At 68.6% G+C, this 14,640-nt stretch carries 14 protein-coding genes; 8 read left to right on the top strand and 6 right to left on the bottom strand.

The features are described from left to right. Positions 1-128: 128 nt before the first annotated feature. Positions 129-1,079, top strand: coding sequence for an aromatic amino acid DMT transporter YddG (gene yddG, locus QMZ26_RS12535; RefSeq protein ID WP_283221638.1), 951 nt, complete (start codon positions 129-131; stop codon positions 1,077-1,079). Positions 1,080-1,466: 387 nt separating this feature from the next. Further along, positions 1,467-1,898: a CBS domain-containing protein gene (locus tag QMZ26_RS12530; protein ID WP_283221637.1), complete on the top strand. Its 432-nt coding sequence runs from the start codon at positions 1,467-1,469 to the stop codon at positions 1,896-1,898. 123 nt (positions 1,899-2,021) lie between these two features. Here the strand turns inward: QMZ26_RS12530 and QMZ26_RS12525 are convergent, their stop codons facing one another. Beyond that, positions 2,022-2,450 carry a VOC family protein gene (locus tag QMZ26_RS12525; protein ID WP_283221636.1) on the bottom strand — a complete coding sequence of 143 codons (429 nt, stop codon included), beginning with the start codon at positions 2,448-2,450 and terminating at the stop codon, positions 2,022-2,024. Positions 2,451-2,521: 71 nt separating this feature from the next. Next, complete coding sequence (gene gloA / locus QMZ26_RS12520; protein WP_079223476.1) at positions 2,522-3,040, bottom strand: lactoylglutathione lyase; 519 nt, start codon at positions 3,038-3,040, stop codon at positions 2,522-2,524. Positions 3,041-3,165: 125 nt separating this feature from the next. Here gloA and QMZ26_RS12515 point away from each other — a divergent pair, with 125 nt between their 5' ends. Then, a complete protein-coding gene (locus QMZ26_RS12515) occupies positions 3,166-4,278 on the top strand; it encodes a PLP-dependent cysteine synthase family protein (protein ID WP_200733463.1) in 1,113 nt (370 codons plus the stop codon). A gap of 170 nt (positions 4,279-4,448) precedes the next feature. Here the strand turns inward: QMZ26_RS12515 and QMZ26_RS12510 are convergent, their stop codons facing one another. Beyond that, on the bottom strand, positions 4,449-4,853 hold the full coding sequence (locus QMZ26_RS12510; protein WP_079223472.1) for a hypothetical protein: 405 nt from the start codon (positions 4,851-4,853) through the stop codon (positions 4,449-4,451). A gap of 228 nt (positions 4,854-5,081) precedes the next feature. Here QMZ26_RS12510 and QMZ26_RS12505 point away from each other — a divergent pair, with 228 nt between their 5' ends. Further along, positions 5,082-7,112, top strand: coding sequence for a M3 family metallopeptidase (locus tag QMZ26_RS12505; RefSeq protein ID WP_283221635.1), 2,031 nt, complete (start codon positions 5,082-5,084; stop codon positions 7,110-7,112). Positions 7,113-7,485: 373 nt separating this feature from the next. Here the strand turns inward: QMZ26_RS12505 and QMZ26_RS12500 are convergent, their stop codons facing one another. After that, positions 7,486-8,289 carry an SDR family oxidoreductase gene (locus tag QMZ26_RS12500; protein WP_283221634.1) on the bottom strand — a complete coding sequence of 268 codons (804 nt, stop codon included), beginning with the start codon at positions 8,287-8,289 and terminating at the stop codon, positions 7,486-7,488. Then, on the bottom strand, positions 8,286-8,852 hold the full coding sequence (locus QMZ26_RS12495; RefSeq protein ID WP_079223466.1) for a DUF1415 domain-containing protein: 567 nt from the start codon (positions 8,850-8,852) through the stop codon (positions 8,286-8,288). Before QMZ26_RS12495 ends, QMZ26_RS12500 begins: the two co-directional genes overlap by 4 nt. Before the next feature lie 195 nt (positions 8,853-9,047). Between QMZ26_RS12495 and QMZ26_RS12490 the strand changes: the two genes are divergently transcribed. The 3 genes from QMZ26_RS12490 to QMZ26_RS12480 all read left to right on the top strand — a co-directional run bounded on the left by QMZ26_RS12490 (position 9,048) and on the right by QMZ26_RS12480 (position 12,962). After that, positions 9,048-10,514, top strand: a complete 1,467-nt coding sequence (locus QMZ26_RS12490) for a benzaldehyde dehydrogenase (protein ID WP_200733466.1) — start codon at positions 9,048-9,050, stop codon at positions 10,512-10,514. 17 nt (positions 10,515-10,531) lie between these two features. Continuing rightward, positions 10,532-11,659: an NAD(P)-dependent alcohol dehydrogenase gene (locus tag QMZ26_RS12485; protein WP_079223462.1), complete on the top strand. Its 1,128-nt coding sequence runs from the start codon at positions 10,532-10,534 to the stop codon at positions 11,657-11,659. A gap of 217 nt (positions 11,660-11,876) precedes the next feature. Continuing rightward, positions 11,877-12,962, top strand: a complete 1,086-nt coding sequence (locus QMZ26_RS12480; RefSeq protein ID WP_283221633.1) for a helix-turn-helix domain-containing protein — start codon at positions 11,877-11,879, stop codon at positions 12,960-12,962. A gap of 110 nt (positions 12,963-13,072) precedes the next feature. Here the strand turns inward: QMZ26_RS12480 and QMZ26_RS12475 are convergent, their stop codons facing one another. Further along, a complete protein-coding gene (locus QMZ26_RS12475) occupies positions 13,073-13,555 on the bottom strand; it encodes a YajQ family cyclic di-GMP-binding protein (RefSeq protein WP_108747403.1) in 483 nt (160 codons plus the stop codon). Positions 13,556-13,645: 90 nt separating this feature from the next. Here QMZ26_RS12475 and QMZ26_RS12470 point away from each other — a divergent pair, with 90 nt between their 5' ends. Continuing rightward, positions 13,646-14,542 carry a DMT family transporter gene (locus tag QMZ26_RS12470; protein ID WP_283221632.1) on the top strand — a complete coding sequence of 299 codons (897 nt, stop codon included), beginning with the start codon at positions 13,646-13,648 and terminating at the stop codon, positions 14,540-14,542. The last annotated feature ends 98 nt before the right edge of the window (positions 14,543-14,640 follow it).

Genomic DNA, 14,640 nt, shown 5'->3' with positions numbered 1-14,640 from the left:
ACGTCGCTACGGACCAGCGCACTCCCCAGGACCCACGCGTCCGCATGACCTGCCTGTCCCGCTGTCGGGGCCGGGCGCATCGCTGCGCGTGCCTTTCAACCGAAACGCCCTTAGTTGTCGTCGCCCCCATGTACGGCTTCCGCGCCCTGCGCGCCTCCGCGTCACCCCATCTTCCCACCCTCATCGGCGCCAGCGCCGTGCTGCTGTGGAGCCCGGTCCTGGGCATGCTGCGCACGATCACCGAGATCTTCGGTGCGGTCGGTGGCGCGGCGTTGGTCTTCACCGCTGCCGCGGTGTTCTCGGCGCTCATCCTGGGCGTGCCGCGCCCCTCGCAGCTGCCGCGACGCTACCTGCTGATCGGCGGTGCGTTGTTCATCGGCACCGAGATCTCGCTGTCGCTGTCCATCGGCATGGCCCACCACCGTGGGCAGGCGCTGGAACTGGTGATGATCAATTACCTGTGGCCCTGCCTGACGGTGCTGCTGACCGTGCTCACCCGCATGCAGCGCGGCAACTGGCTGCTGCTGCCGGCCACCGTGCTGTGCCTGCTGGGCGTGGTGCTGGTCATCACCGGCGAAGGCGCGTGGTCGCCAGCGATGCTGCTGGCCAACCTGCGCAGCAACCCGCTGGCGTACGCGCTGGCGCTGGCGGCCTCGTGCATGTGGGCCACCTATTCGGTGGTGACCAAGCGCATCGGTGGCTCGCGCAATGCGGTGCCGTTGTTCATGGTCGCCACCGCCGTGGTGCTGTGGCTGAAGTACGCGCTGGGCGATGCGCCGCCGCTGCACCTGCACTGGGGCGGCCTGGCCCAGGTGGCGGTGTTCGGCCTGCTGACCGCCACCGCCTACTCGTGCTGGAACCATGGCCTGCAGCACGGCAATGTCACCTCGATGGCGATCTTCTCCTACTTCGCGCCGGTGCTGTCGGTGCTGTGGAGCAGCGTGTGGCTGTCGCTGCAGCCGGGCATGGGCTTCGTGCAGGGCGTGGCCTGCGTCACCGCTGGTTCGCTGCTGTGCTGGTGGGCCACCCGCGCGCGGCCGCTGCCGCCGCCGGCACCGCCGGCCGCACATACCGCCTGACGGCCTGCCCGGACCGGCCTGACTTTGCACGGTCAGGCGGTTGCGCGTGCGTCGGCCGCGCGGCGGCGAACTTGAGCCGCTTGAAAGCGCTGTATTCAGCGCCGGTTTTGCCGCGGGTGCGATTCTCGGAATCGTCGACAGGTTCCACGACGAAGCGTCCCATCGGTGCCGGTAGTGGCCGGGCAGGGCAGTCGTAGAATCGAATCGTCCGAGGCCCCTGCGGGTTGCCCTTCACCGGCCTCGTTCGCGTTGCAGCACCGTGCTGGCCGATGCAGTCCTGCGGCCACCCCGTGCGCCAGACGTGCGCTGAAAGGTCTGTTCCCGGGGAGGGGGCGATTCGGAAGAGCACACTTTTTTGACTTCAGTGACCTGCACCAGGAAACAAGAATGAACGTCCGCGAACTCCTGCAATCCAAGAAAGAAGCTGTCATCACCATCGATTCGGAAGACACCATCGGTGCCGCCGCCCACAAGATGAGCGCGAATAGAATCGCTGCCCTGGTGGTGATGAAGGACGAGGTGCCGGTCGGCATCATCTCCGAGAAGGACATCGTGCGCAGCCTGGCCGACGACGGCCCGCAGGCCGGCCGCCGGGTGATTTCCACCGTGCCGACCACCGGCCTGGAAGGCATCGCGCCGGAGGCCACGCTGAAGCAGGCCATGTCCCTGATGACCTACTCGCGCCGCCGCCACCTGATGGTCACCGATGGCAACCGCCTGATCGGCATCCTCAGCCTGGGCGATATCGTGAAGAACGTGCTGGGCGAGCTGGAGCTGGAAAAAGCCGTGCTGCAGGACATCTACATGGCGGCCCACTGAGGCAGCCACGCAGGACGAACGAAGCCGGGCACTGCCCGGCTTCTTCGTTGTTGGCCCCGGGCACTGCCCGGTTTTTCTGGTGGGTAGCGCCGGGCCAGGCCCGGCGAGCGCGGAGCGCTGGACTCAGAAGCTGACCTTCACCGAATCCGCGCTGTACGTGGCTGGGCCGTGGTAGACCACTTCGATGTTGTTGCCGTCCGGGTCGAGCACGAAGGCGCCGTAGTAGCCCGGGTGGTAGGGGCGTTCGCCCGGTGCGCCGTTGTCGGTGCCGCCGGCGGCCAGGGCAGCGGCGTGGAAGGCATCGACCGTGGCCGCATCGCGTGCCTGGAAGGCCAAGTGGTGGCGGCCGGTCAGCTGGCCGGCGGCGGCGTCGCTGCTGGCGGTGGAAATGAAAAGCTCGTCGGCCCAGAAATAGTCCGGGCCTTCACCGGCAATGGGAATGCCGATGCTGTCGAACACCGCCTGATAGAAGCGGCGGCTGGCGGCCAGGTCGCGCACCACCATCTGCAGATGATCGATCAGGCGCCCGCGATGCAGTTCCATCGTTTCCATGCGTACCTCTACAAGAAGGGGACCGCTGTGGTAGCGCCGGGCCATGCCCGGCGAGCGCCTGGCGCGGCCGGTCAGGCGTTGGCGATGATCTCGACCCAGTAGCCGTCCGGGTCCTTGATGAAGGCGATGTTCTTCATGCGGCCATCGGTCAGGCGCTTCTGGAACGGCACGCCGAGGTCTTCGAAGCGCTGGCAGGCCGCTTCCAGTTCCGGCACCGACACGCAGATGTGGCCGAAGCCGCGCGGATCGCTGTTGCCGTCGTGGTAGACCGGGCCGTCCTGGGTCTCGGTACCGTGGTTGTGGGTCAGCTCCAGCACGCCCGGCAGGCCGGCCATCCACACGCGGCGGGTGGCATCGTCCTCCGGCACGGCCACGCCGGCCGGCACGTAGGCCAGGAAGTACAGGCTGAACTGGGCTTCGGCGAAATCACGCTTGTCGATCAGCTGGTAGCCGAGCACGCGGGTGTAGAAGTCCAGCGAGGCGGTGATGTCCTTGACCCGCAGCATGGTGTGGTTGAACACGAAGCCGTGGGTTTCGGCCGGGGCCTGGGCAGCCACGCCGGGGATATCGCGCAGGGCGGGAAGGGTCATGGGGGAAGGTCCTTCAGACAGGGCCGTGTTGGCCGGATGGGGCCATTCTACCGGCCGCCACCTGACGGCACTGCGACGTACAATGGACGGATCGCACCGTTCCGTCCTGACAACGATTGCCCGCCATGTCGCAGCGTGAATGGGTGGCCGCCGCCATCCGCAAGATCGAAGCCGATTTCAACCGTTCCGCCGATACCCACCTGATCCCGCTGGCGCTGCCCGGGTTCGAGGGTATCGACGTGTACCTCAAGGATGAATCGAGCCACCCCACCGGCAGCCTGAAGCACCGGCTGGCACGCTCGCTGTTCCTGTACGCGCTGGCCAATGGCTGGCTGCGCGAGGGGCGGCCGGTGATCGAGGCCTCCAGCGGCTCGACCGCGGTGTCCGAAGCCTACTTCGCGCGCCTGCTGGGCCTGCCGTTCATTGCGGTGATGCCGGCCACGACCTCGCCGGAGAAGATCGCCGCGATCGAATTCCACGGCGGCCGTTGCCACCTGGTCGAGCGCGCCTGCGACCTCAACTGCGATTCGGAACGGCTGGCCCGCGAGACCGGCGGCCACTTCATGGACCAGTTCACCTATGCCGAGCGGGCCACCGACTGGCGCGCCAACAACAACATCGCCGAGTCCATCTTCAAGCAGATGGCCGAGGAGCCCAGCCCGATCCCGGAGTGGATCGTGTGCAGCCCCGGCACCGGTGGCACCGCGGCCACGCTCGGCCGTTACGTCAGCTACCGCCGGCACGACACGCGCATCCTCTGCGCGGACCCGGAAGTATCGGTGTTCTTCGACGGCTACCAGGCCGCCGTGGCGGGCGAGCCGGACTGGCGCGGGCTGACCTGCAGCGGCGGTTCGCGGGTGGAAGGCATCGGCCGGCCGCGGGTGGAATCGAGCTTCATCCCGACCAGCGTGGATGCGATGGTGAAGGTGCCCGATGCACTCAGCCTGGCGGCGATGCGCCATGTCAGCCGCCAGATCGGCCGCCGTGTCGGCGGTTCCACCGGCACCAATTTCATCGGCGTGCTGCAGGCGGCGCAGTGGATGCGCGAGGCCGGCCACCAGGGCAGCATTGTCAGCATCCTGTGTGATGCCGGCGAGCGCTACGCGCACAGCTATTACGACCCGGCGTGGTATGGCCGGCAGGGCATCGATGTGGACGGTGCCGACGCGCAGCTGGCCGCAGCCGTGGCCGGGCAGGGCCTGCCCGCGCTGCCGTGGTGCAGCCTGGAAGCGTTGTAACGCGGCCGGCTGCACGAGCCTCGACCGGTAGAGTCGACTGTTAGTCGACTGCTCTCTGCTCAGACCGCGAAAATCCCGCGTTGCACGCGATAGTCGACTAACAGTCGACTCTACCGGTCACCGGTCACCGGTCACCGGTCACCGGTCACCGGTCACAGGCCCCTCGGCGCTCAGTACCCCGCATCCATGTAGGCATCCAGCAGGATGTCGCGCAGTGCGTCGGGCAACGCCTCGATGTCCATCGCGCGGTCGTCCTGGTGCAGGTGCGGGTCCAGCACGCTGGCGCGGCCCTGGGCCAGCGCCTTCAGCCACAGCAGCACGCAGATCACGAACTCGCGCTCGTGCCCGGGCTGCAGGCGGCTGGCACCGCGTTCGATCACTTCGAACGGATACCATTCCTGCGTTTCGCTGAGCCGGCCGCCCTGGCGTTGCAGGGCTTTCAGCTGGGCCAGGTGGCGCGGCGCATCGTCACCGGCATCGCACAGCGCGGCGATCCATGACAGCTCGTCCGTGGTGGCCGTCAAGGCCAGCGAACGGGCGGATGAAGCGGTGGTGCTTGGAGCCAGACCTTCCATGTGGGGCCTCCTCGTGACGTACCGCTGCGGTCTCCCCCGCACCGCCAGCTTCGGCGCGGGCCCGTAAGGCCGACGTGAATGCCGGGGTTCCGTGGAAAGCTCCATCCACGCATGGCGTGGATCTACTGGAAGCGCCCGTAACCTCTCCCACCCCCTTGTCTGGCGGCCGCGCCAGCGCCATATCGACAGGGCTGCCCGCCTGCCGGGCCCGTAACCTGGAGACCTGCCGTGACCGCTGCCAACCCCTTGCTCGATGCTTCCGGCCTGCCGCGCTTCGAGGCGATCCGCCCCGAGCACGTGGGGCCGGCGCTGGATGTGCTGCTGGCCGAGGCCGAAGCCGCCGTCAGCGCCGCCGAGCAGGTGCAGCCGGTCCGCTGGGAGACCTTCGTGACCCCGCTGGACGATGCCACCGAGCGCCTGTGGCGCGCCTGGGGCCTGGTCGGCCATCTGCAGGGCGTGGTCAACACCCCCGAACTGCGCGAGGCCTACAACAGCAACCTGCCGCGGGTCACCCGCTTCGCCAGCGCGCTGGGCCAGAACCTGGCGCTGTACCGCCAGTACCAGGCACTGGCCGCCAGCCCGGACGCGGCCGGCTTCGACGAGGCCCGGCGCAAAGTGCTGGACAACACCCTGCGTGATTTCCGCCTGGGCGGTGCCGAACTGGACGCCGACGCCCAGCAGCGCTTTGCTGCGATCAAGGAGGAGCTGTCGGCGCTGTCGGCGAAGTTCTCGCAGAACGTGCTCGACGCCACCGATGCCTGGTCGCTGATCGTGGAAGACGAAGCGCGCCTGGCCGGCGTGCCGGACGACGTCAAGGCCGCTGCGCGTGCCGCCGCCGAAAAAGACGGCAAGACCGGCTGGAAGCTGACCCTGCAGATGCCGTGCTACCTGCCCGTGCAGACCTGGGGCGAGGACCGTGACCTGCGCGAGATCCTGTACCGTGCCAGCGCGCAGCGTGCATCCGAATTCGGCGACGAAGCGCTGGACAACGGTGGCAACATCGACCGCATCCTCGCCCTGCGCGCGGAACTGGCCGCACTGCTGGGGTTTGCCTCGTACGCGGATTACTCGGTGGCCACCAAGATGGCGCAGGACCCGGCCGAAGTGCTGGCCTTCCTGCGTGACCTGGCCACCCGTGCCAAGCCGTTCGCCGGCAAGGACCGCGCCGAGCTGGAACAGTTCGCCCGCGAGCAGCTGGGCATCGACAGCCTGCAGGCCTGGGACCTGGCATTCGCCGCCGACCGCCTGAAGCAGGCGCGCTACAGCTATTCCGAGCAGGAGGTGAAGCAGTACTTCACCGAGCCGAAGGTGCTGGGCGGCCTGTTCTCGGTGATCGAGCAGCTGTATGGCCTGCGCGTGCAGGACGACAGCGCGCCGGTGTGGCACGAGGATGTGCGTTTCTTCCGCCTGGTCGATGCGCAGGGCGCGCTGGTGGGCCAGTTCTACCTGGATCTGTACGCGCGCGAAGGCAAGCGCGGTGGCGCGTGGATGGATGATTGCCGCAACCGCCGCGAGCGCGCCGATGGCAGCGTGCAGACGCCGCTGGTCTACCTGGTGTGCAACTTCGGCCGCGGTGCCAACGGCAAGCCGGCCACCTTCAGCCACAACGAAGTGACCACGCTGTTCCATGAAATGGGCCATGGCCTGCACCAGTTGCTGACCCGTATCGGCGAGCTGGGCGTGGCCGGCATCAACGGCGTGGAATGGGATGCGGTGGAGCTGCCCAGCCAGTTCATGGAGAACTTCTGCTGGGAATGGGACCACCTGCAGGGCATGACCGCGCACGTGGACACGGGCGAACCGCTGCCGCGCGCGCTGTACGAGCGCATGCTGGCCGCGCGCAACTTCCACAGTGGCATGGCGACCGTGCGCCAGCTGGAATTCGGCCTGTTCGACATGCTGGTGCACAGCCAGTTCGAACCGGCGCAGGACAGCGTGCTGGCGCTGCTGGACCGCGTGCGCAGCGAAGTGGCGGTGAACCATCCGCCGGCCTGGAATCGCTTCCCGCACCAGTTCAGCCACATCTTTGCCGGTGGCTACGCGGCGGGTTACTACAGCTACAAGTGGGCCGAGGTGCTCAGCGCCGATGCCTATGCGGCGTTTGAAGAAGCGCCGCAGGCACTGGCTGAAACCGGCGCGCGGTTCCGCGACGAGATCCTCTCGCGCGGTGGCAGCCGCCCCGCGGCGGAGAATTTCAAGGCGTTCCGCGGCCGCGCGCCGCAGATCGATGCGTTGCTGCGCCATTCGGGCATGGCGTAACCGCTCTGGCGTCATCCACGCATGGCGTGGATCTACTGGAACCTGCCTTGGTTGGCACGTCGCCGCCATCCACGCATCTGCCGGCCAGCGGCCGGCACTACCGACCGCGGGCGCGACAGACGGTGCATCCCGGTAGCGCCGGGCCATGCCCGGCGAGCGCGCAGCGCGGCCCTGCAGGAAGAGCCGCCGGGCATGGCCCGGCGCTACCTCACACGTGCGTGCCGCAGATCGATGCGTTGTTGCGCCATCCGGGCATGGCGTAAATGCAAAAAAAAGGCGGTGAATCCGGTAGCGCCGGGCCATGCCCGGCGAGCGCGCAGCGCGGCCCTGCAGGAAGAGCCGCCGGGCATGGCCCGGCGCTACCGCACAGCGGTCATTCGGCGTAGATCATCTTCCGGGTCATGCCGCCGTCGACGATGAAATCTTGGCCGGTGCTGAAGCCGGACAGCGGCGACAGCAGGTACACCGCCAGTGCGCCGATATCTTCGGGTTCGCCTACGCGACCGACCGGGTGCTGGCCGTGGTCGGTGGCCGAATAGTCCGGCGCATGCCGGCGCGAGGGCGCCTGCCAGGCCGTGGTGCCGATCCAGCCGGGGCTGATGCTGTTCACCCGCACCGCGGGGCCAGCGCTGATCGCCAACGCATGGGTGAAGGCCACCAGCCCGCCCTTGGCCGCAGCATAGGCTTCGCTGTTCGCTTCGGACTGCCAGGCGCGGGTGGAGGCGACGTTGATGATCGAACCGGCCGCGCTGGCCTTCAGTGCAGGCAGTGCATGCTTGCTGCACAGGAACGCGCCATGCAGCGAGGACAGCCGCCGCTGCCACTCGTCCCAGTCCATGTCCTGCAGCACGGTGCCGTGCGGGCCGGCGATGCCGGCATTGTTGACCAGGCCATCGATGCGGCCGAAACGCTGCTGCGCCACGCCGATGAAGGCGCGCACGCTGGCTTCGTCGGCGATGTCCAGGCGCTGGAACGCGGCATCGTCGCCCCGCTGCCATTCGTCCAGGCAGGCCTGGCCTGCTTCCACGTCCAGATCGCCGATGAGCACGCGGCCACCGGCACCCAGCACGGCCTGGGCGATGCCACGGCCGATGCCGTTGGCGCCGCCGGTGATCAGCACCACCTTGCCCTGCAGCGGTGCCGCCGGCCACGCGGCGATGGGCGGGGCCGCGCTCATGACAGGTCTTCGCCGCGCAGGCGACGGTGCCAGCCGGCCACACCGATGCGGTCCAGGGTCTGGATGTTGCGCTCGACGATCACGTCCGGGTCCGGGAAGGCGTCCACGGCGCGCTCCACGCTTTCCTCGCGCAGCAGGTGCAGGGTGGGGAAGGGCGCGCGGTTGGTGTAGTTGCTGGCATCGTCGGCGGCCACGCCATCGAACTGGTAATCCGGATGGAAGCTGGCCACCTGCAGGATGCCCTGCAGGTCCAGCGCCTCGATGGCGGCGTCGGCGTTGTCCAGGAAATCGTTGTAGTCGAGGAAATCGGTCAGCACCTGCGGGTGCACGATCAGCGTGGTGTCGATCTGCTCGGCCGGGGTATCGCGCAGCAGCACCAGCTCCTCGGCCAGCTGTTCCACCAGCGCTTCGGGCGTGGTGGCGTCGCTGAGCACGAAGCGCACCTGGTCCTTCACGTACACCGCCTTGGCGAACGGGCACAGGTTCAGACCGATCACGATCCGCTCCAGCCACAGGCGGGTGGCGGCGATCGGATCGTCGGTGGGCAGGGCGGTGTCGGTCATGGCGGGCGCTTCGGCTGGCGGGGGCCGCCATTGTAGGCAGTCGCCCGGCGTCGCGGCGTTCACTGTCCACGCACTGGACAGTAGCGATGCTGGAAAGTCCCATCCATTCAAGCGCTTGCCGATATCGCACCGATGGCCGATTGCCTGCGCCGCGGGCCAGGCGTGCAATGGACGCACGACACAGGAGGACACCCCATGATTGCATCTTCCCCGTGGCTGCCGGACGAACTCTGGTCCGGCGCCTTCTTCGACGGCCAGTGGCAGGCCGCCACCCAGCGCCAGCCGGTGATCGAACCGGCCACCGGCCAGACGCTCGGCGAGGTCGGCCTGGCCGACGCCGCCCAGGTCGCCACCTCGGCCGCCGCTGCGGCGCAGGCCCAGCAGGCCTGGGCGGCCGCCCCGTACGAACAGCGCGCCCAGGTGCTGCGCCAGGCCGCGCGACTGGCCGAAGACAACATCGACACCCTGGTGGACTGGCTGGTGCGCGAAAGTGGCTCGACCCGCCTCAAGGCCGGCTTCGAGGCCAAGGTGACCATCAAGGCGCTGCACGAAGCGGCCGCGCTGCCTTCGCGCAGCACCGGTGAAATCCTGCCGTCCGAACCGGGCCGGCTGAACCTGGCCCGCCGCCGCCCGCTGGGCGTGGTCGGGGTCATTTCGCCGTTCAACTTCCCGCTGTACCTGGCCATGCGCGCGGTGGCACCGGCCATTGCGCTGGGCAATGCCGTGGTGCTCAAGCCGGATCCGCGCACGGCGGTCTGCGGCGGTGCGGTCATCGCGCGCCTGTTTGAACAGGCCGGGCTGCCGGCCGGCGTGCTGCACATGCTGCCTGGTGATGGCGCCGCCGGTGCCGCGCTGACCAGCGACCCGCACGTGGCGATGATCCAGTTCACTGGTTCCACCGCCGCAGGCCGCAAGGTCGGCGAAGCGGCCGGCAAGCACCTGAAGAAGGTCTCGCTGGAACTGGGTGGCAAGAATTCGCTGATCATCCTCGACGATGCCGACCTCGACCTGGCCGTGGCCAATACCGCCTGGGGCGTGTACCTGCACCAGGGCCAGATCTGCATGGCCACCGGCCGCGTACTGGTGCACAGGAAGATCCATGCCGCATTCCTGGAAAAGCTGGTGGCCAAGGCGAAATCGCTGAAGGTAGGCGACCCGGCACGCGAAGACGTGGCGATCGGCCCACTGATCAACGCCACCCAGCGTGACCATGCCGCCCGCGTGGTGGCCGACGCGGTGAAGGCCGGTGCCACGCTGGAAGCCGGCGGCACCCACCAGGACCTGTTCTTCGCGCCCACCGTGCTCGGCAACGTGGCCGCTGACAACCCAGCGTTCAACGAAGAGATCTTCGCGCCGGTAGCGGTGGTGGTGCCGTTCGATGATGACGACCAGGCCGTGCAGCTGGCCAACGACAGCGAGTACGGACTGTCGATGGCGATCGTGTCCAGCAACGTCGGCCGCGCGCTGAAGCTGGGCGAGCGCCTGCGCACCGGCCTGCTGCACATCAACGACCAGACGGTGAACGACGAAGTGATCAATCCCTTCGGCGGCGTCGGTGCGTCCGGCAACGGCACCAGCATCGGCGGCCCGGCCAACTGGGAAGAGTTCACCCAGTGGCAGTGGCTGACCGTCAAGGGCGAAGCGCCCGCCTACCCGATCTGATCGAAGGAACCATCACGATGAACGACAACACCGCAACGCGTGAGATCACCGCCGCCGTGGTCCGCGGCAAGGAACAGCCCTTCGTCATCGAGCAGGCGCGGCTGCGCGGCCCGCAGGACGACGAGGTGCTGGTGAAGGTGGTGGCCACCGGCCTGTGCCATACCGATCTGATCGTGCGCGACCAGTACTACCCCGTGCCGCTGCCGGCGGTGCTCGGCCATGAAGGCGCGGGCATCGTTGAAGCGGTGGGCCCGAACGTGCGCGACCTGAAGGTGGGCGACCACGTGGTGCTGACCTACGGCGCCTGCGGCCACTGCAACCCCTGCCGCGGTGGCCACGGGGCCTATTGCAAGGATTTCTTCGGGCTCAACTTCGGTGGCGATGATGGCCATGGCCACACCGCCATCACCGATGCGCAGGGCCAGCCGCTGCACGATCATTTCTTCGCGCAGTCCTCGTTCGCCACCTTCGCCATCGCGCGCGAGATCAACGCGATCAAGGTGCCCGACGATGCGCCGCTGGAACTGCTGGGCCCGCTGGGCTGCGGCATCCAGACCGGTGCCGGGGCGGTGCTCAATTCGCTGAAGGTGCGCTCGGGCAGCAGCTTCGCCAGCTACGGTGCCGGCGCGGTGGGCCTGAGTGCGGTGATGGCGGCCAAGGTGGCCGGCGCCACCACCATCATCGCCATCGACGTGGTGCCTTCGCGCCTGGAGCTGGCGCTTGAACTGGGCGCGACCCACGTGGTCAACAGCCGCGAAACCGATGTGGTGGAAGCGGTGCGTGCGATCACCGGTGGCGGTGCGGACTTCGCGCTGGAATCCACCGGTCGCCCGGAGGTGTTGTCGGCCGGCATCGAGGCGCTGGGCGGGCTGGGCATGATGGGCGTGGTGGGTGCGCCGAAGCTGGGCACCACGGCCAGTTTCGATGTGAACAACCTGCTGCTGGGCGGGCGCAGCATCCGCGGCATCGTCGAAGGTGACAGCGTGCCGCAGGTGTTCATCCCGCAGCTGGTGACGCTGTTCCTGCAGGGGCGGTTCCCGTTCGACAAGCTGGTGAAGTTCTATCCGCTGGAGCAGATCAACCAGGCGGCCGAGGACAGCACGCGCGGCATCACCCTGAAGCCGATCCTGCGGATCGCCGCATAACCCCCGGTAGTGCCGGCCGCTGGCCGGCACCTCTGCTGTTGGTGGGTGCCGACCGTTGGTCGGCACGGCTGCAGTTGGTGGGTGCCGACCGTTGGCCGGCACCTCTGCAGTTGGTGGGTGCCGACCGTTGGTCGGCACCTCTGCTGTTGGTGGGTGCCGACCGTTGGTCGGCACGGCTACGCGGGCATGGCATGCGCGGGTGTACTCTGCTTCCATGATGGCCACGACAGTCGGGCAACAACAGCTGGTCGCCGCGCGCGCTGCGTTCGCGGAAGGCGATGCACGATCCTTGGCGGTGTTGCCGCTGCCGCTGCAGCATTCCTGGCAGCGTTCACGCGCGGCCGGCGTGCAGCCGGGGCAGGAGCCTTACTACCCGCCGCTGCAGGGCGATGGCCTGCGCCTGCGCGATCCCGAAGACCGGCGGCTTGCGCGCTGCGTGCAGCCCGAGCTGGAACAGCTGTGGGCCGCCTTCGGCGGCCGTGGCTGGACGATGTTCTGCGCCAACCGCGAGGGCCTGGTGATCGCGCAGCAGGCGCATGGCCTGGAAGATGCGCCGCTGCTGCGGCCGATCCAGGTCGGGCGGCGGTTGGGTGAGGCCGAGATCGGTACCACCGCGCCGGCGGTCAGCCTGGCCGACGATGTGCCGGCGCTGGTGCGCGGCAACGAACATTACCTGCAGCGCTTCGCGCCGGTGTTCTGCCTGAGCGAGCCGCTGCATGACCTCGATGGCCAGGTCTGTGGGGCGATCGACATCACTGGGCTGGGCGAGCGTGATCCGGCGCTGCTGCAGGGCTACTTCCGGCAGGCCGCGCTGGCCAGCGAGAACCGGCTGTTCCAGGGCTTGGCTGATGTGCACCTGCTGGCCGTGCAGCACGATCCGCGCTGGCTGGCCACGCCGCTGCAGGGGCTGCTGGCGGTGCAGGATGACGGGCAGCTGCGCGCCGCCAACCGCGTGGCACGCCGCCTGCTGGGCCTGCCGCGCCGTGGGCCGTTGCCGCTGCTGTCGATGCAGGCGGTGTTTGCCGGCGCCAGTGCGGCGCAGCGCCGCCGCCTGCTGCAGCCCGGGCCGGCGCATCGGGTGCGGCTGGGCGAGGGCAGTGCGGTCTACCTGCAGCACCTGCGTGCACCGCGTGCACCGCGCACCCGGGCAGCGGCACCGGTGGCCGTGGCCGACGTGCCACTGCGCCAGCAGCAGCGCGAAGCCGCACGGCGTGCGGCGCAGGCGGCCGAAGGCAATCTCAGCCTGGCCGCCCGCCAGTTGGGTATTTCGCGCACCACGCTGTACAAGCTGCTGCGCGATTAAGCGGGCAGTCCGCCGGGCATGGCCCGGCGCTACCGCGGCGGCCCGGGGCGCGCCGGGTCATCAATCGCGCGATCCCCCGGGTAGCGCCGGGCCATGCCCGGCGGCATCCATCAATCGCGGAAGTTGTTGAACTGCAGCGGCAGCTCGAACTTGCCGGCCTTCAGCACGGCGATGGCGTCCTGCAGGTCGTCGCGCTTCTTGCCCTGCACGCGCAGCTTGTCGCCGTTGATCTGGCTTTCGACCTTCAGCTTCGCTTCCTTCAGCGCAGCGGCGATCTTCTTGGCGATCTTCTGCTCGATGCCCTGCTTGACGGTGATCTTCTGCCGGGCCTGGGCCAGGTTGGTCTCGATGTCGCCGAACTCCAGGCTCAGCACGTCGATGCCGCGCGCGGCCAGGCGGGCGCGCAGGATGTCGTTCATCTGCTTGAGCTGGAACTCGGTCGGCGCGGTCTGGTTGATGACATCGCCCTCGCGCTCGAACTTGGCTTCCACGCCCTTGAAGTCGAAGCGGGTGGCCAGTTCACGGTTGGCCTGGTCGATGGCGTTGGTCAGTTCGTGGGTGTCGACTTCAGACACGACGTCGAAGGAAGGCATGGGCGTGGCTCCGCGGAATTCAGTGGCCGCCATTCTATCGCGGCGCCCATGCCCGGCGCCGGCCGGGCACGCGGTCGGCGATAATGGGCCATGAACGCGCAACGCTCCCCCTCTCGCGCGGTGACCTGGATGGTCGCCGCCGTGGCCTGCTTCTCGCTGATGGACGCCGGCATGAAACAGCTGTCGGCCAGCTATCCGTCGCTGGAAGTCACTTTCCTGCGTGGTGCCGCCTCGCTGCCCTTCGTGCTGGTCTGGGTGCTGGCCAGCGCCGGCCCGCGTTCGCTCATCCCCCGCCGGTGGGGCCTGCACCTGCTGCGCGGCGGCCTGGGCATGGCGATGATCGGCTGCTTCGTGTTCGCCCTGCGCGATCTGCCGCTATCCACCGCCTACAGCATCTACTTCGTGGCCCCGCTGCTGATCGCCGCCCTGTCGGTGCCGCTGCTGGGCGAGCGGGTCGGGCCGCGGCGCTGGGTGGCCATCGGCGTCGGCCTGCTGGGGGTGATCATGGTGCTGCGGCCGGGCGTGGATGGTTTCATCTCCATCCCCGGCCTGATGGTGCTGGCGGCCGCTACGGCCTATGCCATCGCCGCGATCACCGTCAGCCTGCTGACCCGCACCGATACCTCGCAGTCGATGGTGGTCTGGTTCCTGGTCATCATGGCCATCGGGGCCGGCCTGTTGGCATTGCCCGGCTGGGTGCCGCTGCAGCTGGCCCATGCGCCGCTGATCGCCGGCATGGGCCTGGCCGGTGCGCTGGGGCAGATCGCCCTGACCCGCGCCTTCCAGCTGGGCGAGGCGTCGATGATCGCGCCGCTGGAATACAGCGGCCTGGTCTGGGTGATCGGCTGGGACCTGGCCTTCTGGGGCCAGCTGCCCGACGGCTACACCTGGGCCGGCGCAGCCATCATCGTGGCCTCGGGCCTGTACCTGCTGCACCGCGAGCGCCTGAACCGGGTGCAGCCGCCCAAGCCGCTGGACCACCCGTAGAGTCGAGCTTGCTCGACTGCTTCGGTGGCCGGACGCAAAGCAGTCGAGCAAGCTCGACTCTACTGACCCCCGACATCATCCCCGGTACACGCGACTTA

It is taken from the genome of Stenotrophomonas sp. PFBMAA-4 (genome assembly GCF_030053215.1).
Lineage (GTDB): Bacteria > Pseudomonadota > Gammaproteobacteria > Xanthomonadales > Xanthomonadaceae > Stenotrophomonas.
The sequence above is the reverse complement of the archived record's forward strand: the minus strand, read 5'-3'. Positions and strand labels throughout refer to the sequence as shown.

Bases quoted from the DNA above. Each gene is read 5' to 3' on its own strand.
- QMZ26_RS12530 (WP_283221637.1), top strand. From the start codon at position 1,467: ATGAACGTCCGCGAACTCCTGCAATCCAAGAAAGAAGCTGTCATCACC.
- QMZ26_RS12500 (WP_283221634.1), bottom strand. From the start codon at position 8,289: ATGAGCGCGGCCCCGCCCATCGCCGCGTGGCCGGCGGCACCGCTGCAG.
- QMZ26_RS12525 (WP_283221636.1), bottom strand. From the start codon at position 2,450: ATGGAAACGATGGAACTGCATCGCGGGCGCCTGATCGATCATCTGCAG.
- QMZ26_RS12490 (WP_200733466.1), top strand. From the start codon at position 9,048: ATGATTGCATCTTCCCCGTGGCTGCCGGACGAACTCTGGTCCGGCGCC.
- QMZ26_RS12480 (WP_283221633.1), top strand. From the start codon at position 11,877: ATGGCCACGACAGTCGGGCAACAACAGCTGGTCGCCGCGCGCGCTGCG.
- QMZ26_RS12470 (WP_283221632.1), top strand. From the start codon at position 13,646: ATGAACGCGCAACGCTCCCCCTCTCGCGCGGTGACCTGGATGGTCGCC.
- gloA (WP_079223476.1), bottom strand. From the start codon at position 3,040: ATGACCCTTCCCGCCCTGCGCGATATCCCCGGCGTGGCTGCCCAGGCC.
- yddG (WP_283221638.1), top strand. From the start codon at position 129: ATGTACGGCTTCCGCGCCCTGCGCGCCTCCGCGTCACCCCATCTTCCC.
- QMZ26_RS12485 (WP_079223462.1), top strand. From the start codon at position 10,532: ATGAACGACAACACCGCAACGCGTGAGATCACCGCCGCCGTGGTCCGC.
- QMZ26_RS12510 (WP_079223472.1), bottom strand. From the start codon at position 4,853: ATGGAAGGTCTGGCTCCAAGCACCACCGCTTCATCCGCCCGTTCGCTG.
- QMZ26_RS12515 (WP_200733463.1), top strand. From the start codon at position 3,166: ATGTCGCAGCGTGAATGGGTGGCCGCCGCCATCCGCAAGATCGAAGCC.
- QMZ26_RS12495 (WP_079223466.1), bottom strand. From the start codon at position 8,852: ATGACCGACACCGCCCTGCCCACCGACGATCCGATCGCCGCCACCCGC.
- QMZ26_RS12475 (WP_108747403.1), bottom strand. From the start codon at position 13,555: ATGCCTTCCTTCGACGTCGTGTCTGAAGTCGACACCCACGAACTGACC.